The sequence below is a fragment of the Bacillus sp. SIMBA_154 genome, assembly GCF_046536015.1.
Classification (GTDB): Bacteria; Bacillota; Bacilli; order Bacillales; family Bacillaceae; genus Bacillus; species Bacillus pumilus_P.
On the sequence record NZ_JAWJBV010000002.1, the window covers coordinates 550687 to 573362 of the forward strand.

The 22676-nt window shown below is 41.7% G+C and carries 25 protein-coding genes; 5 read left to right on the forward strand and 20 right to left on the reverse strand.

Annotated elements, in window-relative coordinates:
• Positions 1-60: 60 nt before the first annotated feature.
• The 3 genes from R0K30_RS06300 to R0K30_RS06310 form a co-directional block, all read right to left on the reverse strand.
• Positions 61-855: a DUF2268 domain-containing putative Zn-dependent protease gene (locus R0K30_RS06300; RefSeq protein WP_099728274.1), complete on the reverse strand. Its 795-nt coding sequence runs from the start codon at positions 853-855 to the stop codon at positions 61-63.
• 77 nt (positions 856-932) lie between these two features.
• Positions 933-2174, reverse strand: coding sequence for a beta-ketoacyl-ACP synthase II (gene fabF, locus R0K30_RS06305; protein ID WP_099728275.1), 1242 nt, complete (start codon positions 2172-2174; stop codon positions 933-935).
• Between the two features lie 21 nt (positions 2175-2195).
• Positions 2196-3134 carry a beta-ketoacyl-ACP synthase III gene (locus tag R0K30_RS06310; protein ID WP_099728276.1) on the reverse strand — a complete coding sequence of 313 codons (939 nt, stop codon included), beginning with the start codon at positions 3132-3134 and terminating at the stop codon, positions 2196-2198.
• Between the two features lie 169 nt (positions 3135-3303).
• Between R0K30_RS06310 and R0K30_RS06315 the strand changes: the two genes are divergently transcribed.
• Positions 3304-3537, forward strand: a complete 234-nt coding sequence (locus tag R0K30_RS06315) for a hypothetical protein (RefSeq protein ID WP_099728277.1) — start codon at positions 3304-3306, stop codon at positions 3535-3537.
• Between the two features lie 10 nt (positions 3538-3547).
• Here the strand turns inward: R0K30_RS06315 and R0K30_RS06320 are convergent, their stop codons facing one another.
• From R0K30_RS06320 to R0K30_RS06335, 4 genes are all read right to left on the reverse strand, one after another.
• Positions 3548-3745 carry a ComZ family protein gene (locus tag R0K30_RS06320; protein ID WP_099728278.1) on the reverse strand — a complete coding sequence of 66 codons (198 nt, stop codon included), beginning with the start codon at positions 3743-3745 and terminating at the stop codon, positions 3548-3550.
• 11 nt (positions 3746-3756) lie between these two features.
• Positions 3757-4719, reverse strand: coding sequence for a BMP family ABC transporter substrate-binding protein (locus R0K30_RS06325; protein WP_099728279.1), 963 nt, complete (start codon positions 4717-4719; stop codon positions 3757-3759).
• 90 nt (positions 4720-4809) lie between these two features.
• On the reverse strand, positions 4810-5388 hold the full coding sequence (locus R0K30_RS06330) for a nad binding enzyme (protein ID WP_099728280.1): 579 nt from the start codon (positions 5386-5388) through the stop codon (positions 4810-4812).
• 75 nt (positions 5389-5463) lie between these two features.
• Positions 5464-6204, reverse strand: coding sequence for a hypothetical protein (locus R0K30_RS06335; RefSeq protein ID WP_099728281.1), 741 nt, complete (start codon positions 6202-6204; stop codon positions 5464-5466).
• 212 nt (positions 6205-6416) lie between these two features.
• Here R0K30_RS06335 and R0K30_RS06340 point away from each other — a divergent pair, with 212 nt between their 5' ends.
• Positions 6417-6611: a YjzD family protein gene (locus R0K30_RS06340; RefSeq protein ID WP_034322948.1), complete on the forward strand. Its 195-nt coding sequence runs from the start codon at positions 6417-6419 to the stop codon at positions 6609-6611.
• Positions 6612-6707: 96 nt separating this feature from the next.
• Here the strand turns inward: R0K30_RS06340 and R0K30_RS06345 are convergent, their stop codons facing one another.
• From R0K30_RS06345 to R0K30_RS06405, 13 genes are all read right to left on the reverse strand, one after another.
• Entirely contained in the window at positions 6708-7973 is a 1266-nt protein-coding gene (locus R0K30_RS06345) for an MFS transporter (protein WP_099728282.1), read from the reverse strand.
• A gap of 171 nt (positions 7974-8144) precedes the next feature.
• Complete coding sequence (locus tag R0K30_RS06350) at positions 8145-8324, reverse strand: YjzC family protein (RefSeq protein ID WP_041110112.1); 180 nt, start codon at positions 8322-8324, stop codon at positions 8145-8147.
• 105 nt (positions 8325-8429) lie between these two features.
• Positions 8430-9380, reverse strand: a complete 951-nt coding sequence (gene argF, locus R0K30_RS06355; RefSeq protein ID WP_099728283.1) for an ornithine carbamoyltransferase — start codon at positions 9378-9380, stop codon at positions 8430-8432.
• On the reverse strand, positions 9377-12457 hold the full coding sequence (gene carB / locus R0K30_RS06360; protein ID WP_410609643.1) for a carbamoyl-phosphate synthase (glutamine-hydrolyzing) large subunit: 3081 nt from the start codon (positions 12455-12457) through the stop codon (positions 9377-9379). Before carB ends, argF begins: the two co-directional genes overlap by 4 nt.
• Positions 12450-13511, reverse strand: coding sequence for a carbamoyl phosphate synthase small subunit (locus tag R0K30_RS06365; RefSeq protein WP_230030914.1), 1062 nt, complete (start codon positions 13509-13511; stop codon positions 12450-12452). The genes carB and R0K30_RS06365 overlap by 8 nt, the downstream gene beginning before the upstream one ends.
• A 70-nt stretch (positions 13512-13581) precedes the next feature.
• Positions 13582-14733 (reverse strand): acetylornithine transaminase, encoded by a 1152-nt coding sequence (gene argD, locus R0K30_RS06370; protein WP_410609645.1) that lies wholly within the window; start codon positions 14731-14733, stop codon positions 13582-13584.
• Entirely contained in the window at positions 14730-15506 is a 777-nt protein-coding gene (gene argB, locus R0K30_RS06375; protein WP_099728287.1) for an acetylglutamate kinase, read from the reverse strand. The genes argD and argB overlap by 4 nt, the downstream gene beginning before the upstream one ends.
• Positions 15507-15520: 14 nt before the next feature.
• Positions 15521-16741 (reverse strand): bifunctional ornithine acetyltransferase/N-acetylglutamate synthase, encoded by a 1221-nt coding sequence (gene argJ, locus R0K30_RS06380; RefSeq protein ID WP_410609647.1) that lies wholly within the window; start codon positions 16739-16741, stop codon positions 15521-15523.
• A 20-nt stretch (positions 16742-16761) separates the two neighbouring features.
• Positions 16762-17799, reverse strand: a complete 1038-nt coding sequence (gene argC, locus R0K30_RS06385) for an N-acetyl-gamma-glutamyl-phosphate reductase (protein ID WP_410609649.1) — start codon at positions 17797-17799, stop codon at positions 16762-16764.
• A gap of 137 nt (positions 17800-17936) precedes the next feature.
• Positions 17937-18485 (reverse strand): MFS transporter, encoded by a 549-nt coding sequence (locus tag R0K30_RS06390; RefSeq protein WP_256499455.1) that lies wholly within the window; start codon positions 18483-18485, stop codon positions 17937-17939.
• Positions 18482-19927 carry an FAD-binding oxidoreductase gene (locus R0K30_RS06395; protein WP_410609652.1) on the reverse strand — a complete coding sequence of 482 codons (1446 nt, stop codon included), beginning with the start codon at positions 19925-19927 and terminating at the stop codon, positions 18482-18484. The genes R0K30_RS06390 and R0K30_RS06395 overlap by 4 nt, the downstream gene beginning before the upstream one ends.
• A 121-nt stretch (positions 19928-20048) precedes the next feature.
• On the reverse strand, positions 20049-20357 hold the full coding sequence (locus R0K30_RS06400; RefSeq protein ID WP_034322974.1) for a metal-sulfur cluster assembly factor: 309 nt from the start codon (positions 20355-20357) through the stop codon (positions 20049-20051).
• A 46-nt stretch (positions 20358-20403) separates the two neighbouring features.
• Positions 20404-21189: an alpha/beta fold hydrolase gene (locus R0K30_RS06405; protein WP_256499454.1), complete on the reverse strand. Its 786-nt coding sequence runs from the start codon at positions 21187-21189 to the stop codon at positions 20404-20406.
• A gap of 137 nt (positions 21190-21326) precedes the next feature.
• Here R0K30_RS06405 and R0K30_RS06410 point away from each other — a divergent pair, with 137 nt between their 5' ends.
• From R0K30_RS06410 to R0K30_RS06420, 3 genes are all read left to right on the forward strand, one after another.
• Positions 21327-22139, forward strand: a complete 813-nt coding sequence (locus R0K30_RS06410; protein WP_410609655.1) for a Cof-type HAD-IIB family hydrolase — start codon at positions 21327-21329, stop codon at positions 22137-22139.
• Between the two features lie 88 nt (positions 22140-22227).
• On the forward strand, positions 22228-22380 hold the full coding sequence (locus R0K30_RS06415; protein ID WP_008348539.1) for a hypothetical protein: 153 nt from the start codon (positions 22228-22230) through the stop codon (positions 22378-22380).
• The gene (locus tag R0K30_RS06420; protein WP_099728293.1) at positions 22377-22568 is read left to right on the forward strand and encodes a DUF3813 domain-containing protein; all 192 of its coding nucleotides are present in this window, start codon (positions 22377-22379) and stop codon (positions 22566-22568) included. The genes R0K30_RS06415 and R0K30_RS06420 overlap by 4 nt, the downstream gene beginning before the upstream one ends.
• Positions 22569-22676 lie beyond the last annotated feature (108 nt).

Sequence of the window (22676 nt, forward strand, 5' to 3'; positions counted from 1 at the left end):
CGAAATCAAGAAGTATTTAGTAAATTTGTAATTTGTCTCTTTTTATGTGAATCATTCACTTTATGATTCTATCGCTTTTAAAAAGGTTTCGGCTGGCTCTGCAATCATAGACTCCTCGCTCATTCGATGCTCACTGAAATACTTTTTCACGATATAAAACCCAGTGGCGTAACCAAGCATTTTGGGGTAGTTCCCTTTTCCATAAAGGAGATTCTGTATCAGTCTTTCGTCGTCCTGGACTTTCTTATGAAGGTGACTGGATACCCATTTCTTGTACATGCGCTGAAGCTGCGCTTCGTCATATAATGTAGTCCATTTGGCTGTAAAGCTTTCTCCGTATCTATGATACACAGCATATTCAGCCAGCCCTTCCATCATGATTGTATCAAGGAATGTAAAATCTCTTTCTTCTTTCGTGAGAAAATGCAACCTGCATACATGGTGATATTCATGTGTCAGCAATGTACCGATACGCTCTTTCGGGGTGTTTGGCGATAAAAAGAGAAAAACCTTGTCGTCAAATGCCATGCCGGATTGATAATAAAATTGCTCTCTGATTTCTTTACTGCTCTCATTTACAGGTAAAATAAACACAGGGACGTCAGGGCCTCCCCACTGTTTTTGCAGCTTTTTGTATTCTTTCATGACGAGCTTAAAGTACCCTTTTTCTTTGAGCTTGTCGATCATTTCCTGGCATGGGTTCCAAGACCGCACCATCCCGTGATGCTGTAAATGGGAGAGAATAGAGGACCATTCCTTTTCTGCTGCTCCTTTAAAATAAGGGACAAAGCGCGCCGCAAGCTCCTGAAATGATGATGATTGATGGATGAGATATTGTGTATTAATCAGACCCATACCGTTTAACACCTCCATTTTCATCATATGCAAAAAGGCGGCGATCTGTTTATTGATCGCCGCCTGCTCAGGAAGTATTACGCTTCGTATTTTTTGAAGATAATTGTCGCATTATGCCCGCCAAAACCGAGTGAGTTACTCAAAGCAACTTGAACTTCTTTTGAACGTGCTTCATTTGCTACATAGTCAAGGTCACATTCTTCATCCGGTGTTTCAAGGTTAATCGTTGGAGGAATGACGCTGTCTTTAATCGCAAGAACAGAGAAAATCGCTTCTACTCCGCCTGCTGCGCCAAGTAAGTGACCTGTCATTGATTTTGTCGAACTGATCGCAAGCTGATTTGCATGCTCTCCGAACACTTCTTTAATGGCCATTGTTTCAAATTTATCATTGTAAGGTGTGCTTGTTCCGTGGGCATTGATATAATCAATTTCTTCCACAGTCAAACCTGCATCTCGAATCGCTTCTTTCATCGCGCGGACGCCGCCTTCTCCGTTTGGAGCAGGAGCTGTAATATGGTATGCATCACCAGTCGAACCGTATCCAACGATTTCTGCATAAATGGTCGCACCACGTTTTAACGCATGCTCTAGTTCTTCAAGAATAATAACCCCAGCGCCCTCACCCATGACAAATCCGTCACGGTTTTTATCAAATGGACGGCTTGCTGTGTCTGGATCAGGATTTGTCGAAAGGGCTTTGTTCGCACAGAAACCTGCAAACGACATTTTTGTTAACGGCGCTTCTGTTCCGCCTGTGATCATGGCATCAGCATCTCCGCGCTGAATGACTTTAAATGCATCACCAATTGAGTTTGTACCTGTTGCACATGCTGTGACTGTACAAGAGTTAACTCCTTTTGCGCCAAGTGCAATTGAAATTTGTCCTGTCGCCATATCTGGAATCATCATTGGGACAAAGAATGGGCTTACACGTCTTGCCCCTTTATTTGAATACACTTCAAACTGCTCTTCAAATGTTTCAAGTCCGCCAATACCAGACCCAACCCATACACCAACACGCGGTGCGATTTCATCTGTGATTTCAAGGCGTGAATCTTCTAAAGCCTTTTGAGCAGCAACAACTGCATATTGAGTGAAGCGCGCCATTTTTCTCGCTTCTTTTTTCTCCATGTAATCTTCGATGTTAAAATCTTTTAGTTCTGCAGCTACTTTTGCGGTATATTCACTTGAATCGACACGTGTGATCGGTCCAACACCTGATACACCTGCTACAGCATTTTTCCATGTTGACTCTACATCGTTGCCAAGAGGTGTCAAAGCACCTAATCCTGTAACAACTACTCGCTTTTTATCCATTAATTTGTGCACCTCACTCTTTTATCGGCCCCATCGCATAGCGATTGCGCCCCACGTTAATCCGCCACCAAAACCAACCATTACAATCACATCACCGTCATGAATTTTTCCGGCTTCGATTTCTTCACATAGTGAAATTGGAATGGATGCTGCTGATGTGTTTCCATATTTATGGACAGTCTTCGACATTTTTTCGACTGGCAGTTCTAAGCGTTCGCGTGCTGCTTCCATAATGCGAATATTTGCTTGATGCGGGATCAAGAAATCAACGTCTTCTTTCGATAGTCCAGCTTTTTCGATGACGTTTACACTTGACTCGCCCATTTGTCTTACAGCAAATTTAAATACTTCTCGTCCATTCATGATTGTATGATCTTTTTCATCTAAGTACAAGTGCTTCCCGCCGGTTCCATCGGCTCCAAGCTCAAATGATAGAATTCCTTTACCTTCGCTGACTGATCCTAACACAGCAGCACCTGCTCCATCTCCAAACAAAACAGCTGTATTGCGGTCATCCCAGTCGGTAATACGAGAAAGCTTTTCAACGCCAACGACAAGCACGTGCTTGAAAGTTCCTGATTCGATAAATTGTTTTCCAGTAACAAGCCCATACATAAAGCCAGCACAAGCAGCACTAATATCCATTGCACATGCTTTATGTGCACCGAGCTGTTCTTGAATCATACAAGCGACTGTCGGAAATGCTTGATCTGGCGTGACTGTCGCCACAAGAATCATATCAATATCTTCTGCAGCCACATCTGCGTCAGCTAATGCTTTTTTTGCAGCAGCAAGCGCCATATGTGATGTATTGACATCATCAGATGCAATTCTTCTTTCTTCTATACCTGTTCTAGTACGAATCCACTCGTCAGAAGTTTCAACCATTTTTTCTAAATCATGATTTGTTAATACTTTTTCAGGTATATAGCGGCCAAGGCCAATAATTCCAGCATTCATTGAATAAGACTCCTTTTACTCATACGAGCATGTGATATTGTGATCTTATATTAGTATCTGGTACTAATTTTACCTTATTTTTTTCTCCTTGGCAATACAAACGTCTAACCTTTCCTCTCACTTTTTTCATAGATTAATGATATACCAATAGTAGAAAGGAACATGTGATATGGCGCAAAAGGATATTTTCTCGGCAATGATGTTTGGTCAGCCACTTGAAAAGGAGAAAAGCAAGACAGAAGCAAAGGAGGAACGTGCGGATACATCATCAAATGATGACTCAATCGACTATATGCATGTCATGAATCAGATCGGGAACATTATGAACTCGATCGACGAGCTGAAGCCTGTGTTTAAAGATGTTGGCCCTATGATTAGTGCCTTCAAGAAAAAATTATCATAAAAAAAAGCCACTATTGTGTGGCTTTTTCTGATTCTGCATCTGCTTTTCCAAGCTCATACGCCTCTTGCATGACCGATGTAAATAATGATAGAAGCGGCTGAAGAGCTTCAGGCTCAAGCTGAATCCCCGCTTTATCTAATTCTTCTTTTGCCTGCGGGAAATACTTCATGGCAATTTGTAAAAACTCCATCGATTTTTCGTGCTGCATGTTCAATGTCCTCACTTTTCATTTGGCAGTTTGCCTGTTTTTTTGTAATACGCAATATCACTCTCAATGTCTTTCACAAAAGCGCGGTCAATGGTTGAGCTAAATTTCCCCATTTCGATCACTCCTTCTTTAAAGTCAAAGGAGTACTCATCTTGTTCGTTTAGCTTGCCTTCATTAAACTTCTTCGCAATGATACTATACGCTTTATCGACATGCTGTACTGTGCTCGTTAAGACGGTATGACTTCCGAGGTTGGATTGATCGGTGACATACCCGATAGCTGATAAATTATCGGCTTTGATTTGTTCAATGACAGGGATATTATAACCATCACCTGCTGGATACACAACATCTACGCCTTGTTTTTTCAATTTTTGATACAGATCCACAGCTTTGTCAGCATCGTCCCAGTTTTCGACAAATTCCGCTAGCACTTGCACATGTTCATCTTGATATTTTGCGCCTTTGATAAAGCCGTCTACTTCGCTTTGCCAATCGTATGTAGCAAGAATACCAATCTTTTTGGTTTTTGACATATGCGCTGCTGTCATGCCTCCGAAAAAGCCCATGGCTTCTCCTTTAAACGTCACGTTTGTGACATTGTCTGCCTGAGGCTTGGATCCATTGACCGTAATAAATTGTGTTTTGGGATAATCTTCACTGATCAAGTTAAAAATTTCGCTGTATTCATTGCCATGGCCAATGATCAAATTGACTCCTTTTTTATGGAATTCTTCAATGGCATCAACGATTTTCTCCTTGTCGACCATTCCTTCCTTATAATAAACATCTACACCAAATGTCGATTGAATACTTAGTAAGCCTTTATAACCTTTCGTTCCCCAAACTTGATCATTGATCGTATCGGGGACGAGTAAACCCACCTTCTCAATATGTCCTTTTAAAGGCGCCTGCGAGCAGGCAGATAATAGGAGAAGGAACGAAAAGATCATGACAAGCCGTTGGTACTTCATGCCATGTTCAACTCCCTTTGCAACATGCAGGCATGAACCTGTATGTTAAATATAGGTTTATTTTATACTGAAAAAAGATAAGATGGAAGATCATTCTTGCTTTTTGTCGAAAAATGTTGAGTTTTGTCTTTTCCAATCTGCGATCATTTCTTCTGCTTGTTTGTCATCTGTTTGGCTTTCTACCTTCAATTGATGCGTCATATCCTGTCTTTGGTTGGTGCTCGACGCCCACTTCAAAAGTTCCTTTGCGACATCTTCTACAAAAACTGAGTGGTCATTCTTTGTTCTTCTTTCTTCATCGAGTGTCCATGGTCCAAACATGCGAGGAAGAATAACAGCTGGCACATTCTGTTTGGACAGTTTGTCTTCGGGTTCTTCGAACAGTATCCGGTACATGCCATGTTTCGCTTTGATGTCTGTCTCTCTTTCATGTGGTTCCTCTGATTGAATAAAGATCAGATCATACGTCTCTTTGCCATCCTGAAGGTCAATGACACAGACGAGGTCATTCCGGCCGAGCCACATCATCCGCTCTTCTAATAGCATCTTTTGTTTTTCTGTATACTCTTGAGGACACGTGATATCCACTTGAATGCCCTCTTTTATCATATATTCACAAAGTGTCAGGCCAAAAAATTCATCTGCACCTATGATCAGTCCTGTTTCCATGTTCATGTCCCCTTTTTTAGCATATCGAATAAAAAGAAGAGCCCTTTCCATGAAGGGCTGTTATCATCCTATTCATTACAATTCTCTTTCATGCGATTTATAAAACTTGTGAATGGACTGAAAGATTCTTCTTGGATGATCAAACATATGCAAGGTGAGATCGACCTGACAATGTTCTGAATTCATCATATGCTGATCGATAAAAGGCTTTGCGTGAAGTTCATATGAATATGGTGCGCCGCTTAGTCTTTGCCATATGTGAATCGGTACATGAGCTGAATGAACGGGGCAAGAAGGCAGTGGATACGTTTCAGCTTCCTTTTCAGAGCAGCCATAGCTCTGCGCTAACTCTTTGATCAGCTGTTTGTAAAAGAATTTGTGTTCCTTTTCTCTTTCTCTTTGTGCATGCAGATGCAAACATGGATTCACCATCGCAATGGACCTTAGCACTTCTGGCATCTCTTCGGCAAGGCTCATGGCGACAAGTGACCCCATCCCTTCCGCCAGCACATGAATTTCCCGGTTTAATATTTCCTGTTTTAATGTGTGATGAACGAGCTGCTTTGCACTAAAAACAGCATCTTCGCATCCCCAGTGATTCCCATGAAGATGACTATTAAACAATGTATATCCTTCATCCTTTAAGGCAGTTAAAAGCTGGTTTCTTCCATAATGCTGAAGCCAGAATGATGTATTTTCCTGCACAAAGTGATTTCGGTCACCGAGGATAAGAATGCCAAAGCCATTTGGTTTTTGAGGAAGGTGAATGACGTTCCACTGGGAACCAAGCTGAAAAAAACGTTCGCTTACACCCATATGGCCAGCCTCCTTTCAGTGATTCTGCTTTCTATGATATGAACAACAACTCTTGTAGGAATAGGGAAATCCCCTAAAGACAGAAGAATTCTTTTCATTTTTATAGCAGAAGGTCTAAAAATGGTCACATAAAGGCGGAAAACAGTCTTTTCCCTTAACTCGTATCTATGGTATGATAATCAATAGATTGTTACATAAAGGACGGTGGGATTATGCATTATATTATCACCCTCATTTGGACTTTTCTGCTGACACATATGGCTGGTTACATCGTTGCATCAATGAATGGAGCTGCTTATGATTTTACTTTGACTTCCATTCTTGCCATTGTGTTTACGGTTATTTTATTCATCTTTGCTGAAGTAAGTCCAATGAAAGAAACGGAAAGTTCAACAAAACACTCTTAATACGTAAGTTGCTGACAAAGAGCTAAAATGATGATTTTAGCCCTTTGTCAACAGTCTAAAACCCCCTGTCTTGAATACAGGGGGTTTTTTATTGGTTTACATCTCAACCGTTTCAGCGTTCTGTTTGTCTGCTGTCAAATGGCTTTTCGCAAGCCCTGTAAACAGGAAGATCGCGATGCCTGATAAAATTTCAAGCACTCCTCCGCCAGCAATGACAAGTCCCGCTCCAAATCTTTCTGCCAGGACACCCGATACGACTGCTGCAAGCGGGAGAAAGACATTTGATGATGCATTGATCACAGCATATACTTGCGGCTGATCCTCCTGGTCAACTGATGTTTGAATAATGACCATTTCCGGTACATTAATCGCACTGACGGCGGCGCCAAAAATAAAGGAAGCAAGCAGAACGACCGGCAGCCATGTGCTCATCCCTGTGATAAAGAACGCTGCCCCTTCAATCATTCCAGCGACAATAAAGAACAAACCAAATCTTTTAATTTTCACCTTTGCCAGCGCAAAGCCCATCATAAATGCGCCCACTGCGGCAACGCCTCTTAAAATGGAATACACCATTGAATCACTTTGCAGCGCTTCTGCTACGTATACAGCGGATAGTGCCTGCCACGGGGCAGCTGCGACATTCATTAAAATACAATACAGCGTCAGTGCAAATAAAATGTGATGATTTTTGACAACAAGGAAGCCTCTTTTTAAGTTATACAGATATGTATTCTTTGCTTGTTTAATGCCTGCTGCTTTTTCTTCGTCTGTCTTCTTTAGTTTGACGCCAATAATAAACAGGCCAGATATGATAAATAAGGCAGTTGTGATCAGCAGTGTATCTGCAGGTCCAATTAATTTGACCAAGAGACCAGCTACCATCACTGCTGCAAGTGCGACAATTTCAAAAGAAGATTGCAGGATCGCATTTGCTTTTTGAATGAGATGCTTTGGAACAATCTGCGGTAAGATGGCCACAGAAGCTGGGTTATATGCTGCACCTGTTGCCGATTGAATCACCATTAATGAGATCAATAACCATAGGGGCAATAGATGCGAAAAGTGCAGTAGTGGAATAATGAGTACAATTGTTGCTCGAACGACGTCTGAAGCGAACATCCATTTAGACAAATGGTGCTTTTTCATAAGAGGTCCTAGTATTGGGGCTAACAATGATGAAGGAAGAACTGTAACTGCTAGAAGAAGTCCTGTACCGAGCGCTCCATCCCCTCTTAAAATCAATAGCCAAAGAACGGATGTAAAAGCAAAACTTTCTCCACTATTTTTAATGAGTCTTGATATGAATAATGAGGTGAAGCGTTTATTCCAAACACTTTCACTGAGATTCGTCTTTTCCATCACACAAATCCTTTCAACATCTCTATTAATAATTACATATTTTACCTTACATTCTCTTTTTTTTATACTATTTATTTGAAAATTTGAACTTAATTGTTTTTTATTATAAAGAAAAAAGAGGCATGACACATGCCTCTAAAGACTTATTCACATGGACTCTTAGTCAATTGCTTACGGCTTTCTTTGGTAGGTCCAAACACGGTTATGGTTCGAGTTATCCGGAAAGACGTCGCCTGCTTTGAGCTTAATCTTTAAAGGATCTTTCACCATACTTCCGGTTTCACCGATTTCGATATAGACACCATTATTAGGTGCTTTATTCCCAGATTTAAACTGATGCTTCTGACCCATTTTCCATCCTCCTTTCTCGATTGATGTTATTATGTCCCTTCCATTGCCTCTCCAATCCAATATGCAAAAAGTCCCTGCTCATACGAGTCAGGGACACATTTAGGTTTATTTGGTTTGTTGATACATGAGCTCTTTGATTAACGCTTTTTGCACATGAAGGCGATTTTCTGCCTGCTGAAATACTCTTGAGTGCGGCCCGTCAATAATGTCTGCTGTTACTTCTTCTCCGCGGTGTGCAGGCAGACAATGAAGGAAGATATAGTCCTTTGCTGCATGACGCATCAGTTCATCATTGACTTGATATTCTTTAAATTCAGCTAGACGCTTCTCTGTTTCCGCCTCCTGCCCCATGCTTGTAAACACATCTGAATAAATGACATCAGCATCTTGAACAGCTGCTACAGGGTCTGTCGTAACAATCACTTCTGCGCCTGATTGTTTTGCAAACTCACGTGCAGTATCTGTCACGTCTTGGAGTGGTTCATAGCCTTTTGGGGATGCGACCGCAATGTCACAGCCTAGCTGCGCACAGCCGACCATCAAGGAGTGAGCCACGTTATTTCCATCTCCGATATACGCCACTTTGACGCCTTTTAATGTCCCTTTTGCTTCTTTCACCGTCAATAAATCAGCAAGCGCCTGACATGGATGGGAGTAGTCCGTCAGTCCGTTGATGACTGGAATGGACGCGTATTTTGCAAGCTCCTCTACCTTCTCATGTTCAAAGGTCCGAATCATAATGCCATCTACATAGCCAGACAGCACCTGGGCGGTATCACTAATCGTTTCTCCTCTGCCAATTTGCAAATCATTTGAGCTGAGGAAGAGCGCGTGCCCTCCTAGCTGCGTCATTCCCGCTTCAAACGATACACGAGTTCTAGTAGAGGATTTTTCAAAGATCATCGCTAACGTTTTCCCTTTGAATAAATCCTGATATGGATTTTGTTTCATTTCTTCCGCTTTTTCAATTAAGTACGCAATGTCTTGGATAGAGAAATCCTTTAACGATAAAAAGTCTTTTCCGTATAATGCTGGTTGCACGTCTACTTGATTCATGCCGTCACTTCCTTTTTATATAATTCATGGAGAGATACGGGCGACACATCTCCCTCTTTCCCTTGCAGGAATGCTTGAGCTGTTTCATATTCGGTTAGTACTTGAACACCATGTGTGAGAGCTTTTACACGCTGCTCTTTTGCCTCTTCATCTTCCCCTAAATGAATGTGAAGAGATTTATCGCCTTGTTGCAGCCAAGATTCAAAGCTGCCAGTCCAGACATCAAAGCCTGCATGTTTCGCTTCATCTATTAACAGTTCACTACCCTGTATAAAGAGACTTCCTTTCTGACGCCAGATGGACGCAAACACTTTTTTCAAGGCGCTTTCGACGTTTTTGCCTACACACATTCCTTCACCTGTCGCTTTCATTTCTGGTGTCAGTTTTAAATCGATATCTTGAATGGCATGTGATGAGAAAACTGGGAATTTGACAGCTGTTCCCCCTTTGTTTTTCGTTGAAGGGTTCAGTTCTTCAAGCGTCGCACCAGCTAATAACTGTGTTGCCAGCGGAATCATTTCAATGCCCATTACCTTACTGACTACTGGGACAGTCCGGCTTGCCCGAGGATTCACCTCTAATACAAGTGCCTGACCGCCTTTGATCACAAATTGGATATTCATAATGCCCTTGAATGCTAATTTCTCCGCTATTTGTTCAGATGCGTTATACACCTGCTGTTTGATCTCCTCGCTGATGGAGACACTTGGTAAAATGGCAAAGCTGTCACCTGAGTGCACGCCAGCTTTCTCAACATGCTCAACGATCGTTGGAATGAAGGTTGTTTTTCCGTCAGAAATGAGATCCACTTCAACTTCTTTTCCAGTGACGTATTCATCAACTAAGATCGGATATGGCAAATGATCAGGCTGATCAAGCAGTGACGTTAATTGCGCTTCAGATTGAACAACAATCATTCCCATTCCGCCTATGACATACGATGGGCGAATTAGCACAGGGTAACCGATGCTTGCAGCATGCGCGAGTGCTTCTTCTTTTGAATGAGCAGTAGCTCCTTTTGCATGAGGAAGCTTCAGTTCATCAAGAAGCTGATAGAACAAATCACGATCTTCTAGCGCATCTAGTGTGTCAAAGGACGTACCTAACAAAGTGACACCGGCTTTTTCCAAACCCTCTGCTACGTTGATCGCTGTCTGCCCGCCAAATTGGACGATGACGAAATCAATTTGTTCCGCTTCCACAACGTTTAAGATATGCTCTAATGTAATGGGTTCAAAATATAAACGATCTGCAATCTCATAATCGGTACTTACCGTTTCTGGATTGTTGTTCATCATGATGGTTTCAAATCCAAGCTTTTGCAAGGTGAGAACCCCATGTACTGCACTATAATCAAACTCGACTCCTTGCCCAATTCGAATTGGACCAGAGCCAATGATCAATGCACGCTGCTTTGTTTTCTCCTGATGCTCTCCATCACTTTTCCCAAAGTATGTGGAATAGAAATAATTCGTTTTCGCATCAAATTCCGCAGCACAAGTATCGACAATTTTAAATGAAGCAGCAATGCCATATTCTTGGCGAAGCTGTCTAATTGCCTCTTCACTGCTTCCCGTGAGAGAAGCGATCGTTTCATCAAGAAAGCCCTTTTCCTTTACCTTTTTCAAGGTGTCTTTGGATAGAGTTCCCTTATGATTCTTCAGCTCTTGCTCGAGTGTAATCATATGTTTGAACACATGTAAGAAAAATAGATCGATTTTCGTCATTTGATGAATCGTTTCAACCGTTTCTTGTCTAGAAAGAAGCTCCATGACTGCGAAAAAACGACGATCGTCTGGCGTTTTGATTAATTCAAATAATTGTTCAGTCGATTGCTCTTTCAGTTCTGGCAAGTGAAAGCCCTTTGTTTTGATTTCAAGTGAGGCGACTGCTTTTTGAATGGCAGACTCTAAATTACGGTCAATGGCCATGACTTCACCAGTCGCCTTCATTTTTGTGCCTAATTTACGATCTGCATGTTTAAATTTATCAAACGGCCAGCGCGGGAATTTCACGACGACATAATCAAGTGCCGGCTCAAAGCTAGCATAAGTTGTGCCTGTGAGCGGGTTTTTCAATTCGTCTAGTGTATAGCCCACCGCAAGCTTTGCAGCCATTTTTGCAATCGGATAGCCTGTTGCTTTTGATGCAAGAGCTGAAGAACGGCTGACCCGAGGATTTACCTCGATGACAAAGTATTCTTTACTGAGTGGATCAAGAGCAAATTGAATGTTGCAACCGCCGACTACGTCCAGCGCTGAAATAATTTTCAGGCTCGCTGAACGGAGCATTTGATAATCCTGATCCGTTAATGTTTGGGAGGGTGCAACGACAATTGAGTCTCCTGTATGCACACCAACTGGATCGATATTTTCCATGTTACATACAGTGATACACGTATTTTGACGATCTCTCATGACCTCATATTCGACTTCTTTAAAGCCAGCAATGCTTTTTTCTACTAAACACTGATGAATCGGACTCGCTAAAAGGGCTCCTTCAATGAGCGGTTTAAACGCCTCTTCTGTTAAAGCAATTCCTCCACCTTTACCGCCAAGTGTGTACGCAGGTCGAAGAATGACTGGGAGACCTACTTCTTTTGCAAATTGAAGGGCATCTTTCGCATTATCCACAATTTCACTATCTGGCACAGGTTCGTTCAAATGTTTCATGAGAGCACGGAACTTCTCTCGATCTTCACCGTTTTCAATTGTTTCAACTGACGTTCCGAGCAGTGTAACCCCATGCTTTTTCAGCACACCGGCTTTTTCTAACTCGACAGCAAGGTTTAAAGCGGTCTGTCCGCCAAGGTTGGCTAAAAGACCATCTGGTTTTTCCTTTTCAATGATTCTTGTCACTGAATCAACTGAAAGCGGTTCAAAATAGATTTCATCAGCAAATGACTCGTCTGTCATAATGGTTGCTGGGTTGTTATTCACTAAGATGACTTTGTAGCCCTCTTCTTTTAAGGCCATACATCCTTGTGTTCCTGAGTAATCAAATTCTGCTGCCTGACCAATGATGATTGGACCAGACCCGATGACTAGGATGGTTTGTATGCTTTGATCTTTAGGCATGTGCGACTTCTCTCCTTGCTTGTTTCACTTTCTCAATAAAATCATCGAATACCCATTCACTTTCAGCAGGTCCTGGGTGTGCTTCTGGATGAAATTGAACGGACATAATCAGCTTCTCTTTATGAATGAATCCTTCTACAGATCCATCATTGACGTGAAGGAATTTCACATCCACTTCTTTGTCATTCATGCTTTTTTCATTCACAACATAGCTGTGATTTTGACTTGTCATGAAGACACGTTTTGATTCTGTATCTTGTACGGGATGGTTCGCTCCGCGGTGACCAAAAGGAAGCTTATACGTATCCCCACCCAGTGCAAGAGCGATTAATTGATGACCTAAGCAAATGCCAAGTGTCGGGAAGGTCATCATGATGTCATGAATGGTCTTTAAATATGGTTTCATTGTTTTGGGATCTCCAGGTCCGTTTGACAGAAGAATCGCATCCGGCTTGATCTCAAACACCTTTTCCATTTGTTTATATGGAATGACTGTTACTTTACAGCCGCGCGCCACAAGTGAATCTGCAATTGACTTTTTATAGCCAAAATCAATGAGCGCCACATGTTCCTCGCCGCTGCCTTGTGTGTAGATCTCATCTTCTGTGACCTGAGCTACTACATTGTCTTGTTTCATCGCCGGCGGCGTTTCGTTTTCGTCTACACTTAATACAGCGTTCATTGTGCCATTTGCCCGGATGTTTTGCACGACTGCACGAGTATCTGTATGTGTAAGAAGCGGAATGTTCCACTTCTGTAAATACTCTTTTAAGCTTACCGCAGCAAGATGGTGAGAAAAATGCTCAGCTGCCTCATAGACAACCACCGCTTTTACTTGTGGCTTTTTGCTCTCAAAATCTTCATGATTGATGCCGTAATTTCCGATCAGTGGATAGGTGAAAACAATGATCTGACCTTTATAGGAAGGATCTGTGAGCACCTCTTGATAACCTGTCATGCCTGTAAAAAAGACCACTTCACCAGTAATGCCAGCTTCTCCTGTCAGATCTCCTTCAAAAGAGGCTCCATCTTCTAAATTTAAATAACCTTTCATACTTGTGTCACCCCAAAATTGAATAATTAATTATATAAATGCATTTTTATACGTAATTGTGTAAAAAAATTTAAACTGTGACCGTTTCATTTGCTAACACTTGAATGATCGCTTCTATCGCTTGATCCAATTCTGCTTTTTCCACATTTAGCGGAGGTAATAAACGAATGACATTCGGACCAGCTGGAAGCACCAGTAAACCTTGTTCTCTAAGAGCTGTGATGTAGTCACCTACTGGCTGATGACACTCAATGCCTGCCATCAATCCTTTTCCACGTACTTCTTTGACGATGTTCAGCTGTTTGACATCTTGCAGTTTTTCTAAAAGGTAAGCACCCTTTTCTTTGACTTCTGAAAGAAAGTCTTCTTTGAATATGACATCAAGTGTCGCGTTCACAGCTGCCATGGCGAGCATGTTGCCTCCAAATGTTGTTCCGTGTGAACCTGGTGAGAAAGCGTCTCCTAATGCTTTTTTCCCTATGACCGCACCGACCGGGAAGCCATTTCCTAGACCTTTTGCAGCTGAGATAATATCAGGATCAAGTCCCGCTTGCTCGTATGCAAATGCTGTTCCTGTGCGCCCAATGCCCGTTTGAATTTCATCTACGATGAGCAGTGCTTGATGCTTTTTGCAAAACGCTTGAACTGCCTCTAGAAATTCTGCTGTAGCAGGATTCACTCCACCTTCACCTTGCACAACTTCCAGCATGACCGCTGCAACATCATCGACTTCACACGCTGATATGGCTTCAGGGTCATTAAACGGTACATAGTGAAAGCCTTCTAGCATAGGTCCAAAACCGATTTTGATTTTATCTTGACCTGTGGCAGCCATACCAGCATAGGTGCGCCCATGGAAAGAGTCCAAAAATGTCACGATATTTGTTTTCCCTGTGGCTTTACGCGCTAATTTAATAGCACCTTCATTTGCCTCAGCCCCGCTATTGCAGAAAAACACGAGATCCCCTGAACTGTTTGCTGCCAGCTTTTCTGCAGCTTTTTCTTGCAGTCCATTTTGAAATAGATTCGATACATGCCAAACGTGATCCAGCTGTTCCTTGATGGCTTGATGCACCTTTGGGTGATTATGACCTAAATTCGTGACCGCAATGCCTTGAATAAAGTCTAAATATTTTTTACCATTTGTATCGACTGCCCAAGAACCTGCAGCCTCTTTTATTTCAACATTCCACCGGCCATATGTTTGAAAGAGATGACTCACAGGACCGCCTCCTTTTGTTTCACAATTCGTGTTCCTTTAAAGGTTTCCCCTGTAAATATACTGCCTTTGCCATTCACGATCATGACTTCATCCACATCTCCTGATAAAGCACTTAAAGCTGATTGTACTTTTGGAATCATTCCCCCGGAAATAATGCCTTCATCAATGAGTGTAAGGGCTTCTTGTTCTGTGACGACATCTAACAGCTCACCATTTTTTAAAATGCCTTCAACATCTGTGACAAACATGAGCTTATCGGCTTTCATGGCTCCTGCGACAGCTGATGCTGCTAAATCGGCATTCACATTTAAGGTTTGACATTCTTCCGTCATAGATAGCGGAGCAATAACAGGTATGAATTGTTTTTCCATTAATGCTTCTGCCATTTCAGGATTGACTTCTTTGATTTCACCAACGTACCCATAAACATCTTGATCGAGAAAATCAGCGACAAGCATCTGACCATCTTTACCAGATACGCCGACAGATGAAATATCATGCTTTGCCAGCTCTGAAACAAAGTATTTATTAACTGTTCCCGAAAGAACCATTTCGGCTACTTCTAACACAGGCTTCGTTGTTTTACGCTGTCCATCAACGAATTCTGTTTTCACTTCTAATTTTTGCAGCATGTTGGTGATTTCAGGTCCTCCGCCATGTACGATAGCTAGCTTAAATCCAGCAGCTTGAAGTGAGCGGACATTTTCATAAAAGGTATCTGAAAGTTCTCGAATGACACTGCCTCCACACTTGAACACGATCGTTTTATCCATGTCTATCCCCTTCATTATGTGCGATAGCTCGCGTTAATTTTTACGTAATCATAGGTAAGGTCACAGCCCCACGCTGCCGCTTCACCATTTCCTTCATTCATTTGAATCAAAATCGTAATCTCATCCTGCTCTAGATACGCTTTTGCTTCCTCTTCTGAGAAAGGCTGCGGTTCATTATGCTTAAACAGACATTGTCCGCCTAAATAGACTTCAACCTCTTCTGGTGTAACGGAAGCTGCGCTATGTCCGATGGCTCCGATAATCCGGCCCCAGTTTGCATCTGTGCCGTATACGGCTGTTTTCACAAGACTTGAACCAACGATTTTTTTCGCAATGATACCGGCTTCCAAGTTGTTTTTAGCGCCAGCGACTTTCGCTTCGATTAATTTGGTTGCGCCTTCTCCATCTCTTGCAATCTCTTTTGCTAAATCCTCACAAGCTAGTTTTAAGCCCTCTTTAAACAACGGCCATTCTGGATGCTCTTCATTCAGCGCATCATTTTCTGCCATTCCATTTGCCATCACAAGTACCATATCGTTTGTCGATGTTTCTCCATCGACGGTAATTTGATTAAAGGTCACATCCGTAATGTCACGAAGTGCATTTTGCAGGGCTTCCTGCTCGACATTTGCATCTGTTGTGACAAAGCCAAGCATTGTCGCCATATTCGGATGAATCATGCCAGAGCCTTTCGCTGCGCCTGAAATGAGAATCTCTTTTCCGTCTATCGTAAGGGTGTATGTTGTATTTTTAATGACCGTATCTGTCGTTAAAATCGCCTCTTCAAAATGGCCTTTTGCTGCTTTTGCTGCTTTCAGCTGGGTGATGCCTTTTTTGATTTTATCCATATCCAAACATTCTCCAATCACACCAGTAGAAGAAACTGCAATGTAATCAGGAGCTACCCCTAACATGTCTGCACAGGCTGCCTGCATGTCGTATGCATCTATTAATCCCTGCTCACCGGTACATGCATTGGCGATGGCACTATTGACAATCACACCTTTTAATTGCCCTGTCTTTTTTAAGCTTTTTTGTGTGACTTGTAGAGGCGCAGCTTGAAAGTGACTTTGTGTGTATACCGCTGCACTCGCTGCTGGTACTTCACTGACGATCAAGCCAAGGTCTTTTTTTGAATAGCGTAATCCAATGTGAATTCCCTTCGCTTCAAAGCCTTTTGGTGATGATACATCACCGTCTATTTTGACAATGCTTTTTTCATTTAATTCAATCATGTTTGTTGTCTCCCCTGTTCTTATGGATAAAGAGGTGTCATTGTGAGGCCCGCCTCTTCATGTAAGCCTTTGATGATGTTGAAGTTTTGAACCGCTTGACCGGCCGCGCCTTTCATTAGATTGTCTATGACCGACACGATCGTCAGCCTGCCTGTTCGCTCATCTAAATGAAAACCGATGTCACAGAAGTTACTGCCGTATACTTCTTTTGTTTGCGGGTACACCCCGTGATCTCTCACTCTGACAAAATAGGAATCTTCATAAAAGCCTTTCATCCGCTTCATCAATTCTTCTTTTGTGACATCTGATTTCAATTGTGTATACATCGTCGCCATAATCCCTCTTGTCATCGGGACAAGATGCGTTGAAAATGTGATGTTTGCCGTTTGCGGATTCCATTCTCTCAATACTTGTTCTATTTCAGGTGTATGCTGATGCTCATTCACCTTATAAATTTTAAAGTTGTCGTTCAGTTCTGAAAAATGCGTTCCTAGTGAGGCAGATCGTCCAGCACCGGACACCCCTGTTTTCGCATCTATAATGATCATGGATTCATCAATTAAATTCTGTTTCATCAGCGGTGCTAAGCCGAGAAGAGCTGCGGTAGGAAAGCAGCCGGGATTTGCAATGACTTCAGCCTGCTCAATTTTTTCTCGATTCAGTTCAGATAAACCGTACACAGCTTGTTGGATGGATGCTTCATCCGCTGCCCTTCGTTTATACCAAGCTTCGTAAGTTACTCCATCTTGAATACGCAGGTCACCTGATAAATCAATGATTGGCACCCCTTGATTCATGAGCTTCGGCGAAAGTTCACTTGATACGCCTGCTGGTGTCGCTAAAAACACAGCATCTGTTTCTTGCACAATGGCAGCCGGATCAATGGCTTTTAATGTTTGATCTGCAATGTTTGTCAGATGTGGATAAGATTGACTGTATGATTGCCCATCACCACTTGATGAATACAATATACATTCCTTCACATGTGGATGGTGCCTTAAGATACGAACCAATTCCGCACCACCGTACCCTGTAGCACCTATAATACCTATTTTCAACGTCAATACACCCTCTTGGTCTTTGTGAAATTATTTAACATTATAACATGTATAAAAATTAATTCAATTGTATATTTAATATTTCCTTTCATTTTTTTTCATAAAAAAATCCACATATCTTCGTGAGACATGCGGATTTATCTTGTGTTTTTCATATTGATGACCATGAGCGCACTGCATAAATATAATAAGGAGCTTGCATAAAAAATGAAATGAACGGTAAAGAAATCAGCAAACAGGCCGCCCAGCATAATGGCGATAGATGAAAAAAGAGCTGTCCAAAAATGATAGTGCCCAACTTCTTTCATTCTTTTCTTCTCAGTTGTCAGTTCAGTAACGAGCAGTTTCTCCCCGTGCTTTTGAAAACCACCGAGCGCACCTAGTGCAAGCTGTATCATATACACTTGCTCCACTTCTGTAATGTGCGGAAAAAGCAGCAAAAGAAAAGCCATACCAAACGAATGAATGATTAAAAAGAGCCGCCTGTCGGTTGTTTCTGGCAGTTTCCCTAAGAGTAAATGAATAAACGCACCGCTTAAACCAAACAGACCATACGCGAGACCAAACTGAGAATAACTTGATCCAACATTTTTAATAAAAAGAATGTAAAAAGGGAAGATCAGACTGCTGGCGAAAAACAGCAGGCTTTGTGAGTAGACGAACCATTTCATTGCTTTTGCATTCATTGAGTATTGTACCTTTCATAAAAATAGTTGATAAACCTGCCATCTGGATCTGCCTGCTTTTTCTTTTGAAAGAATACATCAGTTTTAGGATATGCCCGTTTCATTTGTGCCTTTGTTTGATAAGGCATGTACGGTAAGTAATAGCTTCCATGGTGCCGCAGGGTGACATCTGTCATTTGGCGGATGATCCGCTTCGCTTCTGCCTTTTCTTCTTTCTCAAAACCGTAATTCACAAGAAGAACAAGTGCAAACATTTCTTGTTTTGCATATGAAAGGTCCGCTTTTTCATTTTTTTGTACATAGCGTATCGTGATATTCATTAAATTCAACTCTTCATGTTGTAATAGGTCTCTCATTTCATCGATATACGCACGAAAACGATCAACTGGAACAAAATATTCTTGCAGCACATCAGTGTCAGACTCATTTTCATATTCTAAAAATGCAGAATCAGACCGCATCACATTGTTTCTTGTGATCAACTGTCCATTTTGACTTTGGAAATATTTCTTTTGCAAATTCCATAGCAGATCTTTCCCCATATCAAATCTTCTCGAAAGGCCGAGCATAAATGTTAAGGGCATGACAAGCTGATCTTCTTTGAGCTCCCGATATGTTTCTATCTCTTGATCAGAAGAGAGGGTGTAATTGGTGACATACATCTCTTTCAAAAAGTGTTTTTTCGCTGTTGAGACTCTTGCAAGATGCATGCGTACCTCTTTATTGTCTTTTACATGCTTTTGAAAATAAGCGGTGTATTCACGATAATCAAGAGAGGTTGTTTCCATTTTATATAATTCATCCCTCGTTAACGAAAGCTCAACATCTAAAATGACGCCGAACAGGCCGTATCCTCCAATGACGGCAGTGAATAAGTCATCATCTGGTTTGACTGTGATGATCTCTCCATCTGCTTTTAATAGTCTGAAGGACCGAACTGTGTCAATGAGTGACCCATAGCGAATGTCACGTCCATGTGCGTTTGCACTTAATGACCCTCCAACCGTAAAGATATTTTGCGATTGCATCACCTTTACAGCAAGACCGTATGGGTTCACAAATTTTTGAATATCATCCCATGTAGCGCCGCTTTGGACACGAATGCTCTGCTTGTTTTCATCAAATGCTAAAATCTGGCGGAATTTAGTCATATCGAGCACGATCCCGTTTTCATAGTACGTGTGGCCGCCCATGCTATGCTGCTTTCCGGCAATTGAAATCGGCAGATGTTTCTCTTTTGCTTCTTCTAATACTTCTTTTAATGTCTGTATTTCTTTACCTTGAACGACTTTTTTTATTTTGACAGGCATGAGATGACTGACATCTGTAAAGGCATCAAGATTTTGACTTTTATGTGCTTGACCTTCACGTATAGTGATTGATGCAAAAAATGCAGCAGCATATCCCATGAAAAGAACGATCCATATCCACTTTCGTTTCATTATAGGTACTCCGTTCTTTAAAATTACATCCATTATATCAGGCCATTCTCTCCCCCACCTTAATTTTTCATAAAAAAACCTGGTACGAGTTCAACTCATACCAGGCGTTTTTCATATGTGCTTATTGAATACCAAGTGCGATTTTAGCGTATCTTGACATTTTGTCTCGTGTCCAAGGCGGATTCCATACGATGTGAACTTCTGTTTCTTTCACTTCAGGCAGGTCGCTTAATGCTTTTTTGACTTCATCCACGATAACTGGTGCTAAAGGACAACCCATTGATGTTAAGGTCATGGTGACATCTGCTTTTCCATTCTCATCAAGATCGACATCATAGACAAGTCCAAGATTGACGATGTCGACATTTAACTCAGGGTCAATCACCTGTTCTAGGGCGCCTAAAATATTTTCTTTCAATGCTTCATCCATGATATCCACTCCTTTTTCAACTAGTATAACGTACTTTTACTTTTGGCTAAACGTTTGTGCTTTTCAGGTGCGTCACAAACCAGTCAATCGTTTCAAACATCGCTTGTCTTGAGACCTTGTGGCCTGCTTGTTCATCTGTGATAAAACGAATCAGGTGCGGGTCTTGCTTATATTGGGTTGCCGCTAACTCGTCATATAGGGCTTTTGCGTGGCGATAAGGGACAACAGGGTCGTTTTCCGCATGCCAGAATAACAGCGGTCTTTTGTTCAATCGATCCATTTGCAGCGTTAAATCATAAGGGCGGAGTGCGTCTAATTGCTGTTTGACCTCTTCGTCCGTGATGTCTTTCATGAAACCTTTGTGACGCATGTCCATGATTTGTGCCTGTAGAAAAGTCGTATATTTCGGACTGCCCATCAGGCTGACAGCTGCTTTAATCCAATCATGCTTTGCAAGTGCACCAAAGGTCGTGATGCCCCCCATAGATGTACCAGCAACGCCTATCAGATCGGCTTCAATCAATTGTTTTGCTTGAAAATGTGTTTTGAGTATGTCGATTTCACGAATTTCGTTCAGAACAATTTCCCAGAACTTTGATGCCAGTTCCTCTAAGCTGAGGTTTTCTGATCTTACACCATGATAAGCACAGTCAGGCAAAATGACTCTCATGCCTTTTTCGGCCAAATGAAAGGCGAAGTGTAAGTTGTGCTCACGTGCACTTGTAAACCCGTGTATGAAAAATACAAGCGGTAGCGGTTTTTCTTTATTTTCAGCTTTTACGATATGTAAAAATGGAATATCGTGTTCAATTTGCTCATCAATGGTGATCACAGCCTATGAATCCTCCTTTATCATTCCCGTCTTTGTTTATTTTAACATGTAGACAACGAAGATGTGATAAAGATACACTATAGAAAGAGGCACCATTACTAACTGCCTCCTATCACTTACAGATCAAAGGAGATTTTATGGAGACTAAACCTTATCTAATCGCACTTGACCTGGATGGCACGTTATTAAAAGATGATAAAACCATTTCTACACACACGCTTGACGTCATTCAAAAAGTGAAAGACAGCGGGCATCATGTATGTATATCAACAGGCCGGCCATTTCGTTCCAGCTCTCCTTATTATCAGCAATTACAGCTTGATTCACCGATTGTGAACTTTAATGGAGCGTTTGTCCATCATCCTCTTGATGAAAAATGGGGCAGATTTCACACGTCACTTGATCTTCAAGTTGTTAAACAGCTTGTGGACATCAGTGAGGAGTATAAAGTGCACAATGTGTTGGCTGAAGTGCTCGATGATTTGTATTTCCATTATCATGATGAAAAACTCATTGATATATTTAATATGAATGCAAACAAAGTTACTGTCGGAGACCTTAGAAACAACCTTGGAGAGAATGTGACGAGCGTCTTAATTCATGCAAAAGAAGAAGACGTCGGAGCCATTCGGAGCTATTTAACAGATGTTCATGCAGAAGTAATTGATCACAGGCGATGGGCCGCTCCGTGGCACGTGATTGAAATCATTAAAACAGGCATGAACAAAGCCGTTGGACTGCAAAAAATCAGTGATTATTACGGGGTTCCTAAGGAGCGAATTGTGGCATTTGGAGATGAAGACAATGATTTAGAGATGCTTGAATTTGCTGGATGCGGCGTTGCAATGGGCAACGGGATTGATGCAGTGAAACGCGTCTCAAATGAAGTCACAGATACGAATGAACAAGATGGGATTGCAAAATTCCTAACGAATTACTTCTCTCTTTAATTTTTCCATTCATACATATCCGAAGAAAGCGGGCATACTACCGTTAGACAGGTTGACCTGTCAGCTTGTGTAAAGGGGCGGATTCCGAATGGGTAAAAGAAGCAAATCGAAACGCTTTATACAACAAGGTAAAGATTCTGTCAGTCTGCATGACGCACGTTTTCCGTATCGTTCCACACTTGAAGAAGCGGCGGAGGACCGGGGAAATATGAAGACTGATGCTTCTGGAGGTTCATTGTGAGAAACGAACTTTTTGATCAAGCCAAATCATTTACTGAAGAAGCCCTTACTTCTTCATTTTCATCTGGGTTAGAGCGTCAACAGGCTGTCAAGCGAGCAAAAAATGCCGTATCATCTGCATTTGCCAACTCAACAGATGCAGAAAGAAACCAGCTGCATACCTTCCAAGACATGCTTGATGATCTTTAACGTAAAAAAGCTGTCCACTATCTGGACAGCTCAGACCGTAGACAAACCCCACCTTTACTTGAAGTGAAAGTGGGGTTTTTACTTATTTTGATAAAATATATCAGTTGG